Source organism: Halomonas sp. MCCC 1A13316 (assembly GCF_014931605.1).
In the GTDB taxonomy this organism is placed as follows: Bacteria; Pseudomonadota; Gammaproteobacteria; order Pseudomonadales; family Halomonadaceae; genus Halomonas.
Window position 1 is genome coordinate 2,319,495 of sequence record NZ_CP053382.1, and the last position, 16,791, is coordinate 2,336,285.

The 16,791-nt window shown below is 62.4% G+C and carries 14 protein-coding genes and 1 pseudogene; 2 read left to right on the forward strand and 13 right to left on the reverse strand.

The annotated features are described in order from the left end of the window. Nucleotides 1-10 precede the first annotated feature (10 nt). The 13 genes and pseudogenes from HNO52_RS10750 to HNO52_RS10810 all read right to left on the reverse strand — a co-directional run bounded on the left by HNO52_RS10750 (nt 11) and on the right by HNO52_RS10810 (nt 14,932). On the reverse strand, nt 11-1,129 hold the full coding sequence (locus HNO52_RS10750) for a glycosyltransferase family 4 protein (protein ID WP_197565330.1): 1,119 nt from the start codon (nt 1,127-1,129) through the stop codon (nt 11-13). Then, nucleotides 1,089-2,435: an O-antigen ligase family protein gene (locus HNO52_RS10755; RefSeq protein WP_197565331.1), complete on the reverse strand. Its 1,347-nt coding sequence runs from the start codon at nt 2,433-2,435 to the stop codon at nt 1,089-1,091. The genes HNO52_RS10750 and HNO52_RS10755 overlap by 41 nt, the downstream gene beginning before the upstream one ends. Nucleotides 2,436-2,454: 19 nt before the next feature. Beyond that, entirely contained in the window at nt 2,455-3,840 is a 1,386-nt protein-coding gene (locus HNO52_RS10760; RefSeq protein ID WP_232090205.1) for a polysaccharide deacetylase family protein, read from the reverse strand. 68 nt (nt 3,841-3,908) lie between these two features. Then, a complete protein-coding gene (locus HNO52_RS10765) occupies nt 3,909-4,841 on the reverse strand; it encodes a GNAT family N-acetyltransferase (RefSeq protein ID WP_197565333.1) in 933 nt (310 codons plus the stop codon). Between the two features lie 11 nt (nt 4,842-4,852). Continuing rightward, a complete protein-coding gene (locus tag HNO52_RS10770; protein WP_197565334.1) occupies nt 4,853-5,437 on the reverse strand; it encodes a GNAT family N-acetyltransferase in 585 nt (194 codons plus the stop codon). Between the two features lie 12 nt (nt 5,438-5,449). Then, entirely contained in the window at nt 5,450-6,916 is a 1,467-nt protein-coding gene (locus tag HNO52_RS10775) for a lipopolysaccharide biosynthesis protein (RefSeq protein WP_197565335.1), read from the reverse strand. A 25-nt stretch (nt 6,917-6,941) separates the two neighbouring features. Then, on the reverse strand, nt 6,942-8,027 hold the full coding sequence (locus tag HNO52_RS10780) for a DegT/DnrJ/EryC1/StrS family aminotransferase (RefSeq protein ID WP_197569185.1): 1,086 nt from the start codon (nt 8,025-8,027) through the stop codon (nt 6,942-6,944). Nucleotides 8,028-8,078: 51 nt separating this feature from the next. Beyond that, nucleotides 8,079-8,675, reverse strand: a pseudogene (locus HNO52_RS10785) (acyltransferase); the annotation flags it as partial. Between the two features lie 8 nt (nt 8,676-8,683). Continuing rightward, nucleotides 8,684-9,634, reverse strand: a complete 951-nt coding sequence (locus tag HNO52_RS10790) for a Gfo/Idh/MocA family oxidoreductase (RefSeq protein WP_197565336.1) — start codon at nt 9,632-9,634, stop codon at nt 8,684-8,686. A gap of 29 nt (nt 9,635-9,663) precedes the next feature. Next, the gene (locus HNO52_RS10795; RefSeq protein WP_197565337.1) at nt 9,664-10,980 is read right to left on the reverse strand and encodes a nucleotide sugar dehydrogenase; all 1,317 of its coding nucleotides are present in this window, start codon (nt 10,978-10,980) and stop codon (nt 9,664-9,666) included. A gap of 111 nt (nt 10,981-11,091) precedes the next feature. Next, the gene (locus HNO52_RS10800) at nt 11,092-13,290 is read right to left on the reverse strand and encodes a polysaccharide biosynthesis tyrosine autokinase (RefSeq protein WP_197565338.1); all 2,199 of its coding nucleotides are present in this window, start codon (nt 13,288-13,290) and stop codon (nt 11,092-11,094) included. Nucleotides 13,291-13,326: 36 nt separating this feature from the next. Further along, the gene (locus HNO52_RS10805) at nt 13,327-13,785 is read right to left on the reverse strand and encodes a low molecular weight protein-tyrosine-phosphatase (protein WP_197565339.1); all 459 of its coding nucleotides are present in this window, start codon (nt 13,783-13,785) and stop codon (nt 13,327-13,329) included. 10 nt (nt 13,786-13,795) lie between these two features. Beyond that, nucleotides 13,796-14,932 (reverse strand): polysaccharide export protein, encoded by a 1,137-nt coding sequence (locus tag HNO52_RS10810; protein ID WP_197565340.1) that lies wholly within the window; start codon nt 14,930-14,932, stop codon nt 13,796-13,798. A 771-nt stretch (nt 14,933-15,703) separates the two neighbouring features. Between HNO52_RS10810 and HNO52_RS10815 the strand changes: the two genes are divergently transcribed. After that, the gene (locus tag HNO52_RS10815) at nt 15,704-16,033 is read left to right on the forward strand and encodes a hypothetical protein (RefSeq protein WP_197565341.1); all 330 of its coding nucleotides are present in this window, start codon (nt 15,704-15,706) and stop codon (nt 16,031-16,033) included. Next, the gene (locus HNO52_RS10820) at nt 16,033-16,785 is read left to right on the forward strand and encodes a YjbF family lipoprotein (protein WP_197565342.1); all 753 of its coding nucleotides are present in this window, start codon (nt 16,033-16,035) and stop codon (nt 16,783-16,785) included. Before HNO52_RS10815 ends, HNO52_RS10820 begins: the two co-directional genes overlap by 1 nt. The last annotated feature ends 6 nt before the right edge of the window (nt 16,786-16,791 follow it).

A 16,791-nucleotide genomic window follows, 5' to 3' on the forward strand; every position in this document is an offset into this window, starting at 1 on the left:
AAGTCCTCGGTCAGCGGGAAAGGCCGCGATAGGTATCCAGCAGCTTGCGTTCCTCCTGCTCCCAGTTGTAGTGCTCGGTCACGGCCCGCTGGCCGTTCTTGCCCATTTCACGGGCACGTTCGGGATGGGTCACGATGTAATCGATGGCATCGGCGATCGCAGCGGGATCGAGCGGGTCCACGCACAGCCCGCAATCGCTGCCTTCGACGATCTCGCGCCAGAGCGGGAAATTCGAGGCGATCACCGGCAGACCGGCGCTCATGTACTCGAACATCTTCACCGGCAAGGCATCGAGGTAGTTGATGATGGGGTGGAGCGTCACCAGGCCGGCGATCGAACTGGCCATGACCCGGCGCACACCGGCACGATCGAGGTAGCCGTGTGGCTCGACCCGTGCCCAGCCGGCGTAGGTCATCACCTCCTGCTCGAGAGCGAGCGTCTTGAAATCGCCGGCGAGCTGCAGCCGGCATTCCTGCTCGACCAGCTCCATCGCCCGTACGATCTCACGAATGCCGCGGACCTCGGCGATGCCGCCCACATAGCACACCCCCAGCGGCTGACCCGCACTAGCGGTCAGGCGCGCATCGGGCGCGCCGTCGAGTTCGCCCAGCATGGGAAAATTATTGACGTCCACGACTCGGGGATGGAACTCGCTGAAACGATCGCGGATGTAGGGCGTCGCCGCCACGATGACATCGAAATGACGGCAGACTCGCCGCTGATAGGCCTCGACACCGCGCGAAAGCACTTGCCGGGTGGCCTTGCCCAGATAGTGCTTGGCCAGCATCTGGCGCGGCAGGTCCTCATGGGCGTCATAGACCACCTTCTTGCCAAGCCGCTTCAAGCGCCGCCCCACCGGGAACAGCTCGGGATCATGCAGGTGGTAGAGGTCGGCATCCAGCTCTCTGGCCCGCTCATAGACGCGACGCGTGGTCTTGACGACACGATTGAGACGTCCGGGCAGGTGCCCCACGTCGACGATGGAAACCCCATCGCGCTCCTCGTTACCCACGCCATCAGCGACGACCAGCGTCACCGGATAGCCGTCGGCGGCCAGCGAGCGGCACTGCTTGTGGAAGATACGCGTGTCATAGCGCGGATGGGCGGAAGTCAGGTGAACCACTTTCATTATCGTTGCGTCCTTGTAAATCCCTGGCAGCGTCATGCCCCGGTTCGTCGTGGTGGAAACCGTTGGTGACGGCCTGCTGCGTGTCAGTGCTGCCGCGCTCCTGGCGCGAGGCGACAACGGCATTGGCGAAGGCCCCCCAGCCGAGTGCCGGCAGCGGCCAGAACACCGGCTTGGCCAGCACCATCAGCAGCAGACAGACGAAGTTGATGGAGAAGGCGAACACCCAATCGGCGCTGCGATCACCCATGAGGATCAAGCGGTAGGCGGCACCGACGAAGGCGGAAAGCGTCAGACCGACATAGAGGGCGAAGCCCAGCAGACCGTAGTTGACCCAGGCCGACAGCATGCTGTGGGCATAGCCGCCGGTCACATCCGCCGAGGCGATATGGCCCCCGAAGCGGCCCAGCAGCGGGCTTGCGAGGATCTGCTCTACGGCTCGCTGCCCCAGGTTCTGGCGCGCCAGCCACGAACTGGTCCCCGACAGGTCGAATATCTGCAGCTGCCGACTGCCGGCCAATGCCTCGAACTGACTCACCACCAGTGCGATCAGGACGGCAACCACCGCCAGCAGCGTGAGCATGTATTTGACGCTCATGCCCGCCCACAGCATCAGCAGCAGCGCCGTCAGCGCAATGAAGGCATAGAGTTCAGAGCGCGCGCCCAGCACGAACATGACGAAGGCCCCGAGTACGATCAGAACGGCACGCACCACGGCCCGTTCGTTGACCGCGATCAGGAACAACAGCAGCACCAGGGCGCTGCGTGCATAGCCCTGGTAGGTAGAGACGCTATCGCCCGCCTCGACTTCGGCCTCGATCATGCGCCGGGCGAAGAACATCCACTGGCCGGTGGTGGCCACATGCAACATCAGGTAGCCGGCAATCAGCACGAAGGCGATCCAGAAGGCGCGTGTCAATCGTGGCGAATCGAGCGGTACGCGATAGCCCAGCACGAACAGCACCAACCACAGCACCAGTGTCTCGATGGTCTGTGTCAGCGCCGCCCGCATCACGCTGCCCCCGATCAGGCCGTAGTTGCCGACCGACCACAGCAGCACATAAGTGAAAAAGGACAGCGTGACCAGTGCATAGCCTCGGGTCGTGGCCAGCAGGACGTACAGTTGGGACGGCAGCAGCGCGCAATAGACGACGAACATCAACACCGACACCACCCCGAACAGGCCACCCAGCACCGGTGGAATCATCCCCATCGCCACCAGAGTGTGATAGAGAATGAAGCCCGGAAATAGCACATAGAAACCGATGGCCGAGGCGCGTGTCGTCAGTGCGTCACCGGACAGGACCATGCCGATACTCCTGTATCGCTCAGTCGGCCAGCACGCGCTCGTAGAGCTCGCGCTGGGCCGTCGTGGTCAGTTCCGAGTTGTGCCACAGCAAGGTGAAGACACCGCCTATGGCGCGGCAGCGCGCCTTGAGCCTGCTGAAGCACTCGAAGGCCTCCTCCCCTGTGCCGAGCCCGAGATAGAGCGGTGAGATCACCGAAGCCTCCATGGCGATAAGCGGCCGGATGCGCAGCGCCAAGGGCTCACCCTTGACCGGGTCGAAAGCCGGATAATCAAAGCAGGTGCCACAGCGAAACCCGGGCGATTCGGCGTAACCCAGCGTGGTGTCGTAGTCCAGGCCGGCCTGCACGTAGCCCTGCAGCGTCAGCGGCATTTGCCAGCGCAGGTAGTGCATGCGCCCGCCCCACTGCGCCTGCTCGATTCCCTCCTCGGCGCACACCCGATGCAAGCGCACGGCCTCGTTGGCCAGCTCCTTGGGGTTGCGGAAGGTGTGGTAGCTGGGGTGCAGACCGATCTCATGGCCGCGCGCATGCATGCGTCGCATCAGATCACGCATGGCCGGATGCTCCGGCTCGTAGTCGGCATCCTTGCGCGGATCGGTTCGGCCGCAAATGAAGTAGAAGGCGCTGGTCAGGCCATGACGCTCGGAGACGTCCATCAGCCAATCAAAGGTATTGAGCGGGTCCAGCGAATGCAGCCGACGGCGGGTACTCAACCGAACCCAGGGACCGACCAGCAGCGCCTGTGGGCGGCGATGCAACAGGACGTCGCCCAGCATCGCCCGCGCTAGCTTGATGTCACGGGCGAAGCCGTAGCGGCTGGGACGATCGACATCGTGGGTCGGGCGCTGTTCGAACACGTGCTGGCGCAGCTGTATCCCCGGCCACTGGCGTTGAATCACCTGACCGAGCACCGCCAGCCATTCATCGACCACGGGCCTGTCCAGATAGCCGTGGCGGCCGGCATGGGAAGCACTGGCGGGGAAGCGGCAATGGCGATCGAGGACCTGAGCGTCGACCTCCTCCTGCCGCGACAGCATCCAATAGGTCATGCCGAGGATGTCGTAGTGAATCGTCAGTCCTCCCGCCATCGGCTCGACCAGCGGCTGCGGCAGGCTGGCGGCACCCGGGGCCGGCAACGGCAGGTCGAGCGGCGCGCGGAAACCTTCGGCCGTCGCATCCCACTGACAGTGTGGAAGCTCTCCGCCAGCCAGATAGAACCCCGGCTGCAGCCGATCGAAAAGGACGTGTCCCGGTGCCTCGGCGTGGCGAAGATAGAGCCGTTCCGGCCCATCGCGTTCCAGCTTCAACGGCAGTCCGAAGCGTTCCTGCAGTATCTGTTCCAGCCAGGCAAGGACCGGCTCACTCGAGCTGACACCCGAAGCAACCACGGTCAGATTATCCGTCACACAGGACGGATTCAGGGAGGCGTTCGGCCGCTCCGGGGAATTCCTGTCGTAAAGTGCAGTCATTTCATTCACTTGGATTCCCTCTTCATCAGTGTGCGGGCCGTGACGTATGCCTCTCGGGCCAGCTGACGAATGCCCCGCTGGCTGATCGTGTAGTGGCATACCAGTCGCCCGCCCCATGCCTCTTTCATCTCCGCCACCGGCGCAATGTTGGCGCCGATGAAGTCGAAGACGGTGCAGCCTTGGCGTTCGAAGAAATTCAGCGCCTCCTCTGCGACCAGGTTGTTGACGCCGTCCTTCATGGCTTCGGTCTTCATCCCCGCCGACCATGCCAAGGCATGGCCCCCCGGCATGTACAGACAGACCCGCGTACCCATCGCCTCGCCCTCAGTACTACGTGCCAGGAAGCAGACGAAATGCTCCGGCCCCATCAGCTCGGCCAGGCGTGAGAGTTCAGCGGCATCCAGGCGATAGTCGAACCCCTTGCGGGCCTCCGGGCCCGCCAGGCAGTCGGCCACCGCGTGGTAGTCCTCGGTGACTTCGCAGTGATAGCCGAGCCGGCGGCATTTGCGCGCCTTCTTGCGCGCGTTGGGGTCGATGGCGTCTTCGCGCGTGGCGATGTCCAAGTGGTAGGTGAAGCGCGGGCGTGCCGCCATGTTGGCCCACTCGAAGGGACGCACGTCGTCAGCCACCGAGGAGAGGCTCAAGCTGCCACCGAACTCGCACTGCTGCAGGTATTCGGCCAGCCGGGTCAGGGCCAGACGTTTACGCCGATTACGCGAGGCGGGCCGCTCGCCGGCGCACTGGAAGTCGATCGGCAGATGAGGGTTGCGCGGCGGCGTCACCAGGCGACCCTGATGGTTACGGTAGAGCACCGTATCGAGCCGCCAGCCATCACCCTTGTCGGGAGTGAATGACAACGATTCGGCCGTCAGATCCCAGCGTTGCTCGTTGAACCGGATCCATCCGGGATGGAACAGCGGGTCGGTTCTCTTGTGCATGTCTTCCACACTCAATGTCCTTCCTGGAACCAGCGAATGAGATACAGGCGTTCGGCCCGCATAGCGGTGTCGTGGTAGCGTTCGACCGGCACGAACCCCAGCTTTTTCGCCGATACGAGCGAAGGAGCATTGTCCGTCGAAATACGCGATGAGACGCCCTCGAGCCCGTGTCGCCCGAAGTGTTCTATTGCCAACTTTCTGAGCTCAGTTGCCACGCCTTTTCCGGCAATGTCCGGCCTCACCCCGATAAACCCTTCATGCACGGTATGCTCGGCTCGATCCCGGGCATTCACATAGAACATGTCGATTCCAACCACTTGCGTGGCGTTGGACTCTTCGACTGCCGCGACAAACAGCAGCTTGTCGCCTGCAAGTCGAAAAATCAGCCGCTGTGGCCAAGCCAATCGCCTGCCGTCATGTAGCGCGACATAGAGCGCCATAGCCTCTTCGTATTCATGTTTCCGCATGCCGCGATACAAGATCGCTCCCGCCTGGACGGGCTCACACCTCGCCAAACGGTTGGCCATAATCAGACTATCGCGTATCACACGAAGCCCAGTGACGAGTGCTCTCGCATGCTTGATAAAACGTTTCATTGGCTAAAGACCTCACGCCGCCTGGCTGCCGAAGGGAGGAACCGCCTCGTGACGAATGCGCAACCACACCCAGCCTGCCGATAAAGGCACCATGCCGGCGATAAACCAGGCTAGGGAAAGGCTTTCACGGAGATACAGTACGATCAACGGCAGAGAAAGAAGCGAGAACATGGCCAGGTTCACCAGCTCGAAACGCATACTGCGTGCGAACGAAACGTCGACCTTGGCGAAGAACCATGCCTGTTGGAGCAGATAGACGACGGCACTGACCACGGCGAAAGCAAGAATCGCCGTATCCGCCTCAGCTCCTGCAACAAAGAGTCCAAACAACAAACCGAAACGCGCCACGAGCATAAATAGCTGAGCCAACATGGCATCGCGCTGAAGCTCAAGAACGCTCGCCAGCATGGACAATGGCGACCATTGAAACTGGATATACAGCCAAGGCAGCATCCACTGGGCATAAATACCCGCCTTTCTCCATTCTTCGCCGAAAATGTTCGCGAAGAATTCGGGGCCGATGATCATGAGGGAAACCAGAGGCGGAATTCCCAGGATAGCGAGTTTCCTGTGTAACGACTCAACCAGCGCAGGTAGCTCATTCCTGCGTCTGGCTTCCGGCGCGTGCGACAGGAAGACATTACCCACAGCCTGCCCTATCAGACTGACCGGCATCGTCAGGATACGCAGCGTCAAGCCATACAAACCGGCAACCGTGGCTCCGTAGAGCGCGACGAAGACGATTGGCGCCAACTGTAGGCTGCCGGTATTGAACAGGCCGGTCCAGGTCGAGTAGATCGGAAAGTTCTTGTAACGCCGTGCCTGAAACACAATGTCCACTAAAGAACAGCGTCGAAACTCGGGACGAGACAGCGCGGATAGTGCCAGCCCGGTGGCGCCGACGCCTTGGCCGGCCGCCTGGCCGCCCAGCAGACCGACCGGCCCCAACGGTGAGGCGCCAATCTGCATGCCCAGTGTACCCAGCGCCTGCCAGATCCGCGTGCGCGCTATCTGGTCGAAGCGCCCGACTCTCACTGCCCACTTGTTGAACACTTGGTAGGTGCCAATGAGCAGGATGCCAAAGGGCACCAGCCACAAGTAAGACGCAAGATCGGGGAGGCCGAGCGCTAAAGCGATTGGCGCGGACCAAAACAACACGCCGAATGCCGCAAGGACCGTTGTTACCACGATACAGAGCAGCCCGAGCAACGCCAGGTTGGCCGCATCCTGATCATCCTCGGGTAACGGAATCGCCAGCTCGTAGCGCCCGGCAGCCAACACCGTAAAAAGTGCCAGGAAGGCGGTGAAGACAGCCAGCAGGCCGAAATCCTCCGGGGTATACAGCCGGGTCAGCAGCGGCGCGGCGGCGATGGTCAGCAGTTGTGCCCCCGCCGTGCCGCCCACCAACACGCTGACCCCACGGGCGAAGGCATGGGTCGGTAGCAGACGTCTTGCCGGTATGACGAGCCGATTCAGCACGTGATGTCTCTCCCTGACAGCTGGCTCAGGCAACCGCTTCCCCGAGCGCCGTGACAATGCGCTCCTGATCTTCTGCCGTGAGGTACGGATGCATCGGCAGGTTGACCACACGACGCGAGGCCGCATTACCGATCGGCAGGTCGACCCCCGGGTCGGCCACCGCCGGCTGCTTGTTGAGCGGGATCGGGTAATGCACGGCGGTGGGAATGCCGGCCTCAGCCAGGCGCGCGACTACCACCTCGCGATCGTCGACCTCCACCGTGTACTGAGCGTATGCGCTGGTGTTGTGGTCTTCCACATGGGGCGACGCGAAGCCGTGTGCACGCAGCAGGCGGCCATAGCGCTCGGCGACCTGCTCACGCAGCTTGAGCTCCTCATCGAGGATGCCAAGCTTGGGCAGCAGGATAGCGGCTTGCAGCGTGTCCAGGCGGCTGTTGACACCGATCCGGACGTGGTAGTAACGCCGCCCCTGGCCGTGACGGGCGATCTGGCGCAGCACCTTGGCCAGTTCGTCGTCGTCGGTGAACAGTGCCCCGCCGTCGCCGTAGCAACCCAGCGGTTTGCTGGGGAAGAAGGAAGTCGTGGCGATCTGCGACAGGCTGCACGAGCGACGTCCGCGATAGGTGGCCCCGAAACTCTGGGCTCCGTCCTCGATCACCGGAATGCCATGACGTTGGGCAATCTCGTTGATGGCATCCATGTCGGCACACTGGCCATACAGCGACACCGGAACGATCGCGCGCGTGCGCGGTGTGATGGCGGCCTCCAGCTTCCCCGGGTCGAGCAGGTAAGTACGCGGGTCGACGTCGACATAGACGGGGCGTGCCCCAAGCAGCGCCACCGTCTCGGCAGTGGCGATATAGGTGAAGCCCGGAGTGATCACCTCGTCGCCGGGTGCGATGCCCAACGCCATCTGAGCGATCTGCAACGCGTCGGTGCCGTTGGCACAGGTGATGCAGTGGCGCACGCCGACGTAGTCGGCCAGACGCATCTCCAGCTCTTCCACCTCGGGCCCAAGGATGTACTTGCCATGCTCCAGTACGTTGCGGATTCCGGCGTTGATACGCTCCCGGATGCGCACCTGCTGGGCCTTGAGGTCGATGAAATCCATGCGACGGGCATCCTTGCCGGCGGTGGTGGATCCTTGCTGTGCGGGGATGCAGCTCAGCGTGCCCTCTGCGAGGCGATAGCGATCACCGGTGTGCGGGCAAATCACTTCGCCCTTGCCTTCCAGGGGCAATTCGAGACGCTCGCCATGACGGCTCATCCAACCCTGCTGACGAGCGGGAACGCCCAGCATCAGCGCGAAGTCGGGTACGTCGCGATTGACCACCGCGCCCGCACCGATGAAGGCATGGCGACCGATCGTCACGCCGCAAACGATGGTGCAGTTGGCTCCGAGCGTTGCTCCCTCGCGTACCAGGGTGTCGCGAAACTCGTCCTTGCGCTCGACCAGCGAGCGCGGGTTGTAGACGTTGGTAAAGACCATGCTGGGCCCGCAGAAAACTCCCGCCTCGAGGGTGACGTTGTCGTAGACCGAGACATTGTTCTGCACCTTGCAGCGGTCGCCGATGACGGCCCGGTTGCCGACGAAGACGTTCTGTCCCAGCGAGACGCCACGGCCGATACGCGCACCGCCACAGACGTGAACGAAATGCCAGACGCGCGACGACTCGCCGATCTCGGCACCGTCGTCGACGATGGCGCTGGAATGGATCTGCACGCCGGGATATCGGTTGTCGATCGTTTGGCTGTCCATGGCGAGCCTCACATCAAGTGCCGCTTGAGGCAGGGGTGCGCCTCGTTGCGGGCAGGTATTTCCAGGGAAGCATTGCGGATCGTATCGACTGTCTCGATGCAGTGACGAGCACTGTCGAGGCCGAAGCCGCGGCCGGCCAGTATCTCCTGGTAGGAGACGGTGTGCAGGTCGGTGAAGCCACCCGAGAACTCGATCTCGCGGCCTTCGCAGAGGATCGAACGGTAGGTGGTCTGCTGCCCCTGCACGCTGCTCGGCAGGTCGTTGCTGTCGATCGACAGGAACCAGCGCACCCGTGCCTTCTGATATTCGAGATAGCCCGCGGCGCGATGCTCGTCCAGGAAATGAACGACGTTGCGCTCGAGATCGCCGAACACGTAGTGCAGCATGTCAAAAAAGTGCACGCCGATGTTGGTCGCCACACCGAAGGACTTGCGCGGGTCGCCCTTCCAGCTCTCGTGGTACCACTTGCCGCGTGACGTGATGTAGGTGAGCTCGACGTCGTATTTGTCGTCTCGGGGCGTATCGGCCACGCGCTCCTTGAGCTCGACGATGGCCGGGTGGTGGCGCAGTTGCAGAATGTTGAATACCCGCCGGCCGGTTTCCTGCTCGACCTTGCCGAGCTCGTCGAGCACGGCCGGCGTGGGTACCAGCGGCTTTTCGCAGATGACGTTGCAGCCCAGCCGCAGGCCGGCGGCGACATGGGCATGATGCAGGTGGTTGGGCGAGCATACCGAGACGTAATCGAGCGCCGTGTAGGGGTCGCGCTTGCGCTGCCAGGCGCTCTCGAGGAAGCGCTCGAACTCGGTGTAGAACTCGCTCTCCGGCGAGATCGAATCGATGATGCCCACCGAATCGTTGGTGTCGTAGGCCATGGCCAGGTGATTGCCGGTCTCCTTGATGGCCTTCATGTGACGCGGAGCGATATAGCCGGCGGCGCCGATCAGAGCGAAGTATTTCATGGCGGGTACCTGTGCATTGGTCATGGTGATCAGGCCTTTATCACGCGTTCTTCGTTGATGCCGCGGTAGATACCGCGGGTATCGATGATCAGACGAGCGTGGGCACGAATCATGTTGTAGTCGAAACGGTCGTGATCGGTGGCGACGATGACGGCGTCGTATTCGGCCAGGGTGGACGGCGAGAGAGGCACGCTCTCAAGATCGAAGTGGTGCTCCCGCATGGGCGGGAAGGACGGTACATGCGGGTCGCTGTAGGCCACCTCGGCGCCGCGGTCGCGGATGCGCTCCATGATGAACACCGAGGGCGATTCGCGCATGTCGTCGACGTTCTTCTTGTAGGCGATGCCGAGCACCAGCACACGACTGCCATTCAGCGCCCGTCCCTGCTGGTTGAGTCCCTCGATCAGCTTGCCGACCACATAGTCCGGCATGCCCTGGTTGATCTCGCCGGAAAGCTCGATGAACCGGGTGTGCAAGCCGTACTCGCGAGCCTTCCAGGTCAGATAGAAGGGATCGATGGGAATGCAGTGTCCGCCCAGCCCCGGCCCGGGATAGTAGGGCGTGAAGCCGAACGGCTTGGTGGCGGCGGCGTCGACCACCTCGAAGATGTCGATGCCCATGCGGTCAGCCACGATCTTCATCTCGTTGACCAGGCCGATGTTCACCGCCCGATGAATGTTCTCGAGCAGCTTGGTCATCTCGGCGGCCCGGGTCGAGCTCAGCGGCACGACCTGATCGATGGCCGGGCGGTAAAGCGCCACGCCGGCTTCGCGGCATGCCGGCGTATGCCCACCGACCACCTTGGGAATGGTGCGGGTCTCGAAGTCGGGGTTGCCCGGATCCTCACGCTCGGGCGAGTAGACCAGGAACAACGCCTCGCCGACCGAGAGGCCACTCTCCTCGACGCGCGGCAGCAGTTCCTCTTCGGTAGTGCCGGGGTAGGTGGTGCTTTCCAGCGAGATCAGCTGGCCTTCGCGCAGATGTCCCTTGAGGGCATCGACGGTACCGATGACGAAGCTGATGTCCGGCTCGCGGTATTTGTTGAGCGGAGTCGGCACACACAGAATCAGCGCATCGGCTTCCGCTACGCGGGCGAAGTCGGTGGTCGCTTCGAAACCGGCATCCCTGGCCCGAGCGACCTGTTCCGAGGCGATATGTTCGATGTAACTGTGCCCGGCATTGAGCTTTCCGACCTTGCCTGCATCAATGTCGATACCCAGCACGCGGTAGCCGATCTGGCTGTAGCGCAACATCAGGGGCAGACCCACATAGCCAAGCCCGACGATCCCGATCACGGCTTCCTTGCGCTCGAGCCGGCCAATCAGACGATCTTTGATAGTGGTCATGACGCTTCCATGTTTTCGAGTGTTAGTGATCGACGCCAGGCCAGTCGGCCTCACGCCAGGGAACGGCCTGCCTCGGCAGGCACGGGCAGAATGCTTTTGCGCATGCAGCGCTCAGGCCTGGGTGGTCTTGTAGGCATAGTGGTAATAGCCGTAGCCATAGCTGGTCGCAGCCTTGCGCTCGATGGCGTTGAGGATGCCGCCCTTGACCGTGACACCACTGGTTTCGAGGCGGCGGATGGCCACGTCGACTTCGCGCGGCGGATTGAGCCCGAAGCGGGCCACCAGCAGCGTGGTGCCGCAGTGGTGGCCGATTACCGCCGCATCGGTCACGGCCAGGATCGGCGGAGTATCGACGATCACCAGGTCGAAGCGCTCGCTCAGCGCATCGAGCAGCCGCGTGAAGCGCTCGCTCATCAGCAGCTCGGCGGGATTGGGCGGCGCCTTGCCGCGCGCCACGTAACTCAACCCATTGATCGGCGACTGCCGGATGATGTCGTTGAGCTCGGCCTTGTCGGAGAGCACTTCGGACAGCCCACCCTTGCTATCGGCATTGAACGCGGTATGGACGTGCCCCTTGCGCATGTCGGCGTCCACGATCAGCACGCGCTGGCCGCTCTGGGCGATGACCGCCCCCAGGTTGATCGAGATGAAGCTCTTGCCGATGTTCGGGCTCGGCCCTGTGATCATCAGGCGGTTGTCGTTGGCCTCGAGCATCGCGAAATGGAGTGACGTGCGCAGGCCACGTAGCGCCTCGATGGCGGTATCGTCGGGAGCATTCTGGGCCAGCACCCCATTGGTCACGGCTCGACCACGCCGCCGGTTGTGGCGCTTGACCCGCCGTATCAACTTTTGCTGATCGTCGGAGAGTGGAACGGTGGCATATACCGGCAACCCCAGGTCCTCGATCTGCTCGGCACTCTCCACCCCACGATGGAGGATGCTGCGCACGATGACGTAAGCGACCGCCAGGAAGGCACCGACCAGGGTCAGCATGACCACGGTGACCGGCTTGCGCGGCTCCACCGGCCCCGGTTGGGCAACGGCATCGTCGAGTATGCGCACGTTACCCACGGTACTGGCCTTGGTGATGCTCATCTCCTGAATCTTGTTGAGCAGCAGCACATAGACCTGCTGTGTCACCTCGACGTCTCGCGACATGCGCAGGATCTGCTGCTGGGTCTCGGGCAATCCATGGATGCGCTCGTTGAGCCGCTCGCGGTCGCGCTCCAGGTTGTTGCGCTTTTCCATCAAGGCAGCATAGAGCGGATGCGAGGAGTTGTAGCGCTGGCTCAGTTCGGCCTGCTCCATTTCCAACTCGCCGAGCTGGGTGTCGAGCTCGACGACACGCTCCAGCACTGAGCGTGTCTCGAGGTTAAGGTCTAAGCTTTCGTGCTCCATACGGAAGGCGTTGAGAGCGTTCTCGGCTGCCGCCAGGTCGTTGCGCACCTGGGGCACCTGCTCTTCGAGGAACTCGAGGCTCTGCTCCGCCTCGGCGCTCTGACGCTCGACGTTCTGGGTCAAGTAGATCTGGGCGATGACGCTCAAGGTGCGCTCGGCGCGCCGCGGGTTCTCGTCGAGCAGCGTCATGTTGAAAACGCCGCTGTCGCGGCCGCGCTGACCAACGCTGAAGCGTGAGCGCAGGCTGTTGATGGCAGCCAGGCGGGTGCGGCGCACCACGGTGAACTCCGCCCCCTTGCCGGCTTCCAGCTCTGCCACGCGCAGCTCAATCCGGCCTTCGTCGAAGCTTTCCGTCGTCCCCACCCGGCCCTCGCCAAGCAACTCTTCGCTGTGATAGAGCCGGTAACTGCCGGGGTCACTAGCCACCAGGCGCATTGCCTGCCCCAACCACTCATGGTCGACACGCAGCTCACCCACATTGAGGTACTCTCCGGTCCATACGCTGCGCTCGGCGAAGCCGGGGCGCTCGATACCGAGCCTGACCAGATAATCCCCCACGACCGCCAGGCGAGCCGGAATCACCTCGATGTCGAGGCGCTCCTGATCGACGGCCTGGCCGAGCACCATGCGGGAACGCAGGATCTCAAGCTCGGCTTCGGCCTTGGGCTCCTCCCCCAGAATCGAACGCACTTCGGCAAGCGGATTGCTGAGCCCGGTCTTGCCTTCTACCTGCACGAGGGCATCGGCCCGATAGATCGGCGTGGCCAGCTGGACGTGAATTACGGCCGCCACGGCAAAGGTTGCCGTTACCAACATGATCAGCCACTTGTTGTCCAGCAGAACGCCGAACAGCCGGCCCAGATCGATATCGTCATAGCCTGGGCGCGAGCCCGTCTTGATCTCTTTCACCATTGATAGGGTCCTGGCGTGAAAAGGAGGTCGTTCGCTTCAGCCTCGTGAGCTACCGAGGCGCGCCTGCCACAGCCGCGCCGCTTCGGTAAGCTGACGATGTACGCGCACAAAGACCTCTTCGTTCCTGCGATAGGGATCGGGGATGTCCACTCCATTACCGACTTCCCCCGGTAGCCAGCGCCCGAAGCGCATGGTCTTGCCGGTGGCGAAGGGGAATTGCTCGGCAATTGCCAGGCGCTGGCCTTCGCTCATGACCAGCACCAGATCGGCCTCCCGGACCATCTCGGCATTCACCTGGCGTGCTCGGTGCGCCGAGAGATCGAGCCCGTCGGCCTCCGCCAGGCGGACCGCCGTTGGCTCGGCACCGTAACCGACCAGCGCTCCCAGGCCGGCCGACGAGATGCGGTGACCGGGCAAGGCCTGCCTGAGCAGCGCCTCTCCGACCGGGCTGCGACAAACGTTACCGATGCATACCACGAGGACTTCCTGGAACATTGTCTTCCCTCTACTGGCCGACACTCTCGAACTCACGCCCGGTGCGCGTAGTCTGGTAAAGACTGCTGACCGTGGGTAAGAGCTGACGTACCACACGATTCCAGCGCCCCAGCGGCGTGGTCGTCACGTACACCACATCGGTCGGTTGCAGAGTGAACTCGGCCCCCAGCATCAGCGCAGTGGCGTTGCGAGCATCGAGTTGATAGACCGTGGCGAGCTTGTCGCTGTCCGACGATGCCCGGCGAATGACGAAAATTCCCGACGCGTTGGCATTGCCTTCATTGATCCCGCCGACCTCGGCAAGCGCTTCGGTCAGGGTAAGCCGGCTCGCCCCCATCGGCAGGCTCATGGGCTCGCGCACTTCGCCCATGACGTAGACCTTCTGGTTGCTGTTGTCGGGCACGTGTAGAACGTCGCCAGCCTGCATCAGCATGTTCTGGTCGAGACGGCTATTGTTGAGCATGTCGTGCAGGGACAAACGGATTTCCTCGCCCCCCCGCGTCAGCAGTACGTCATGCCAGTTGGCGTGCTCCGCCAGGCCGCCGGACAGGTTGATGGCATCGAGCACATTCATCGGCACATTGCGAATCGGCAGCGGACCGGGCTCCTGCACTGCACCGGTGACGTTCACCTTCTGCGAGTTGTACTGGGCGACCTGAACTTCGACCTGCGGCATCGCTACGTAGGGCTCCAGGCCGCGGGCGACGATTTCGCGCACCTCGCGCACCGTTTTCCCTTCCACGGGTATGCGACCGATGAAGGGGTAGAAAATGGTGCCATCGCTATGCACGGTATTGCCCGACTCCGCAGCACTACGCTCGCCGCCCGCAGGGATCGTCAGCTCCGGATGGCCATAGACGATGACGGTCAGCACATCCCCCCTACCGATGTAGTAGTCGTAGTCACTGACATCTTCGCGCATGGTGTCACTGGCCTCGTCTATGTCCTCTGCTTCCAGATACTCCTGGCGCTGACTGCGCACCAAGCCGAAGGTGATGGGTTCGATATCGACGAGGTCGTCGATTGGAGCGGAGTCCGCCTGGTAATCGATGTGCCCTCCCGGGGCGAAGGCGCACCCCCCCAGGGCGAACAATCCAAAGAAGAAAAGCAGGCGACCCACTCGCAGCCGCAACAAATATTGATTCATCTATTCTTCACTCGCGTGTCATTATTTACCTGAGCCCTGTCGTATTAAGCCGCCACTCTATGTCGCTTTTATTATTCTGCAATGTCGCCACCAAGTGACACGATAAGAAACGAACAAACAACATCGATACTGCCCGAGTTTCGCATAATGACACTATTAGCAGACACCTTCGTTGGCATTTGGCGACACCGTCAAACTTAAACTGTCGCTCAATTTAGACACCAGCGCTCAAGCCATAATCCAAAAATCACTTAGCCCATCCAAAACATATTGGAAATCTCACGTCGGCTTTAGACACGCTACCGCCACGAGGTTAGACGACAATCCCCGAAGCCATGCGCAGCACCTTGAATCCAAGGCAGAAAATGTCCCACGACAGAAGCCGCGGCACGACGCAAACTCAAGGAAAGAGACAAGACAGGGCCATTGCTTCCATGCAAGACACCTAGTGAACACTGTCAGAATAATCTTTTTTTTTGCCTGCCACTACCCCTTATTAGTTTCTATACATTTCTTTACTCTTATATACACACAGACACCCTGCAACAAGATAAGTTTCTTTCCTGTTATCGTGATCTAAGTTATCAATTCACCATTCGAACCGAAACCCCATGACCATTAAGCGTCACGGGGGCAATCCTATGTAAGCCTGTCTATATTGCCTGCCGACGGCAGGTCGGCCAGGTAGCAATCCAGCACCATTTCGAGGATGCGCTATCCGGCCACTCGTAACGCCGGAAGTGTCCGGCGCAATAAAGGAGTCATACCGATATGTTTGAACCATTGAAATTGCGACGAGGCGTCATCGCTCTGGCGGGCGTGACCTTGCTGGGCCTGGCGCCATTGGCGCTGGCACAGCAGGTCACCCCAGCCCAGGGCACGCCGGGCGCCCCCGGCAACTCAGCCAATACGCCTGCGCCGGGCGCGATGGCCAGCGGCGGGCTCGCGACTGGCGGCGGTGCCGCCGGCGCAGCCCCGGGCAATTCCGGCCAAGCCCTGGCCGGCGCCGTGAGCCGGGGTGCGGCCGGTATCGGCGTGGCGATCGGTGCCACTGGCACGGGTACCGGCACCGGGACTGGCACCGGTACCGGAACGCGCTGATGGTCCGCGACAGACGGCGCAGCACGAAGCGTGTGCCGACCCAGGGCCGCCGCAAGGCGGTCCTGCTTCGCTTGTTACTGTTGGGCGGCCTCGCCGCGGGCCTGACGGCTTGCACCCAAGGTGGTCAGCTGACTCCCATGGGCGCCACTTTGATGGGTGGGCGTCACGGTGAGGACCTGGCGGTACAGGCGGAGGCCTTGCCTTACGCCACGCTGATTGCAGACACCCGGGGAAACCAGGCACTGCTGGTCATGGCGCATCGCACGGGGGAACAGGGCCGCGATACCTACTGGCAGGCAGGCGATCGAGCCACGCTTCAACTGCGAGATGGGGTTCCTGCTAGCACGGCCGGCTTCGAAGAACTCCTGTTGGGGCGCTGGCACTCGGCCAAGGCAAGCGCGGGGCACTACCGAGTGCATGCTCACTGGCGCGACGCCAACGGTCAGGAATGGCAGGACGTGGCAATGGCGAGACTCACCTGTGAGCCGGCTCAGCCAGTCGACCTCCCATTGACCCGATTGACCTTGGAGCGCTGCACCGAACGACTCGACTGGAAAAACAGTAATACGCATAGCCGTGGGGAGTACTGGCGCGAGCCGGGCAGCCTGCGGATCTGGGGGGGTGACATGGCGCTCTGGCCGGATGGTCCACGCCTGCGCTGGCAGGTGGCGAGACCTTGGTGGAGCGATGCCGAGGACACCGGGCGTGACGCCGGGCAGACGAACCTGCCTGACGGCACGCCATCGTCGTGACAAAGA